This is a genomic window from Bifidobacterium pullorum DSM 20433, assembly GCF_000771405.1.
GTDB lineage: Bacteria > Actinomycetota > Actinomycetes > Actinomycetales > Bifidobacteriaceae > Bifidobacterium > Bifidobacterium pullorum.
The window spans coordinates 1-2,719 of the sequence record NZ_JDUI01000023.1 but is presented as its reverse complement, the minus strand read 5'-3'; the positions used below and the strand labels follow the sequence as shown (position 1 = coordinate 2,719).

General features: G+C 53.9%; 2 protein-coding genes. Both read right to left on the bottom strand.

Translation table 11 applies throughout. From position 1 onward, the window contains the following. Positions 1-181 precede the first annotated feature (181 nt). Positions 182-1,888: a phospholipid carrier-dependent glycosyltransferase gene (locus OU11_RS08505; RefSeq protein ID WP_033516166.1), complete on the bottom strand. Its 1,707-nt coding sequence runs from the start codon at positions 1,886-1,888 to the stop codon at positions 182-184. Between the two features lie 167 nt (positions 1,889-2,055). Further along, positions 2,056-2,719: L,D-transpeptidase family protein (locus OU11_RS08885; protein WP_152597138.1), on the bottom strand; the 664-nt coding region annotated here is incomplete at its 5' end.

Genomic DNA, 2,719 nt, shown 5'->3' with positions numbered 1-2,719 from the left:
CCCGGCGTCATCGCCAGGCACGCGGCGAACGTCACCACCGCACACACCACAACAAGAACGGGGCGCAGCAGATGGCTTATACGGATTCGTGTCATCGTTTCCTCCTTATGAAACCGAAATACTGAAAGAAACCTGTATATGACAGTATAAATCCGTTATCGCAACGTAAATGAGTGTCGAGCTAGCGTGTGCTCTTCTCGGCCACGGATGAACGTTGTTGCATCATCCAACGGAACACGCGGGCCAATGCATGCGATGTGCCAGATAAGCCGGACGCTGCGAGCGGTATCAGCATGATCGCGTAAGGCAGCGTGTACACGCTTTTAGCTTCCCATAACAGGAAGCATCCGAATCCTCCTAGGAAGCAGAGTGAAACACAGGAGATGCAGAGCAGATGCCCAATCGGGATGGCCTTACGTATCGCGATTGAGCGAAAGATGCCGATGACGGCGAATAGGTAAATGATGCTCTGATATACGTTCTCGAAGCTCAGCACCGCGGAATAGCGAGGGCCGAGGAACTCGGAGGTTAGGAAGCCGGGGTCGTTCGTTTCCGTCAAATGTGTGTAATGGAACGCCTGGAAGGAAGGCTCGGCCCATTCGCTGGCGAGCTTGTCTCTAAGGAACTCCCAAGCCATGGCGGGGTCCTGCACGAACGCCGTCAACGAATCCAGAATGCTTTGCTTGGCGATTTGCGATTGCCCTGCCGGGTCTCCGGAGGTGAGTGCATACGCGTTGATGGCGCTGTCGTTCCACCATCCGGGATTGTCCGAAGTGCTGTGCGGGTCGAGACCCATGGCGATCCAGGACAGTTGGGGAAGGCCCTCTCCAAACTGTTCTCCAGTCACTGTTTCAACGATGACAACGGACAGAGAAGACAACTGGTGAGAGACGATGAACATAACGCAACATAGCAACGCAAGCCAATACCGTCGTTTGATTAGTGCCGTAATGATGAGGCAAATGGTGAGTGCGATGACGAAGATGATGACAGTTCCTTTGACCAGCATGGCCACTGCCGCGATGAGATAAGCAGCGACGGCAAGAAGACACATATGCGGATAGGAATCGGTCTGCATGGATATGACAGCGACGAGAACCGCGAGCAGAACGAGGAACAATCCCGCCGTGTTGGGGTATACGAACGCTGCTGAGGTATAGAGAGGCACACAGAGGATGAGCAGAAGTGCTTCGTGGCGTAGCGTAGTTTCGTTGAAGCCGCAGCGTTTGCTGAGCTGCCATACCGCCCAGACGATGCCGGCGGTCAGGAATGCGTTGATGACTTGGTAGCCTGCGATATTACCTGCGCCGATGAAGAAAAAGACAAGTGAGAACCACAGCATGGCGCCGGTTTGGAATGGGTACCAGGAATAGTAGGAGTAGAATTCCGGGGAACCGTCGCCATGGTCAGATGCTGAGGGGTCGAACTGCGCGTAATCACCTTCCAGAAAAGCTCGTGACGAGTCAATCAGCGAACGTGAATCGTTATACCAAAAGGCCCCTTTCGCGTTCAGTGACAGCACCCATAGCAGCGATACGATTAACGTGATAAGAACGAGTGCCTGGGAGATTCTACGCAGGGGAATGCGGCGCAGCGCCGAGCCGATAACCATCGTTCCCGCCGCGAGCAGAATGAAGCCGGCAACGAACTGTATTGAGGGGAGCCCGTAATGGAAAATGATCTCCTCGGTGATGCTGAGGAAATCGGGAGAGACCCCGGAAGAAGGTCCATCGATTTTGAATTCCGTGGTGGAAAAGATGGACAGCACGCCTAGAAATAGGGTGGCTATGCCGGAAATCGTGAGCAGGCATGTTGTAATGGCCGTCCCGATTCGTGGAGCTAATGAGGCGAGGCCGTTGCTGGAAGCGTGTTTCAAGCCGACTGCCATGCGATACTTCTTTCTACGGAATCGGTCGTGTCTGCCACACATTGTAGCTGGAAGCAGGGTCTCTGTATGGGGTAATAGAGATCCTGACTATTTCCACAACTATGGATGCAAGATCTCCAGCAGCGTATATATCCCGGAGAACAGTATAAAAAGTTGACGAATAAGTGTCAGTAGATGGTCACGGACGTGCCGTCTCGCAGTTGGTCATACAGCCACTTTGAGTCCGGTATGGTCAACCTGACGCAGCCGTGCGATGCGGGCCGTCCCAGTTTCTGGGCCTCCGAAACGATGTAGTTTCCGCTCTTATTGATTGGCACGGAATGGAACAGGTAGTTTCCAAGGAACCGCACCCAGTTGTTCGCGCCCATGCCATCGGGATTCATGAATGAGCGACCTCGTCCGTTGACTCGGTAGGTTCCTCGGGGCGTGCAATCATTGAGTCCGGTCGAGGCGATCATGGTGTAGATCACAGTGCTGCCGTCGCGGATATACACTTGCTGGTCTGCGATGGACACTCGGACGTTGAGATTGCGTACCTTGCTGAGATTCGGGTATGCGGATTCCTGTGAGGGGGAGTTCCAGTCGGCGGTCTCCTTTCCCTTGATCCAACGCCCGTCGATATCATCGAAATACTTGTAGCTTTTCCAATCGGGAACGTAGGTCATTTTGTGTGCCATCGCTCCTGTGATGGGGTCGAAATAGTACCAAGCTCCGTCCTGTTTGTGCAGGCCTTTGACCATGATGCCTGTGATTTTGTCGTAACGTACCCACTTGCCTCCATTGGAACGCAGGTACACATCCCCGTGGGACATGGCGCCGGTAGCCTCGTCG

Excerpts from the sequence above, each read along its gene's own strand:
- OU11_RS08505 (WP_033516166.1), bottom strand. The coding sequence starts at position 1,888 with ATGGCAGTCGGCTTGAAACACGCTTCCAGCAACGGCCTCGCCTCATTA.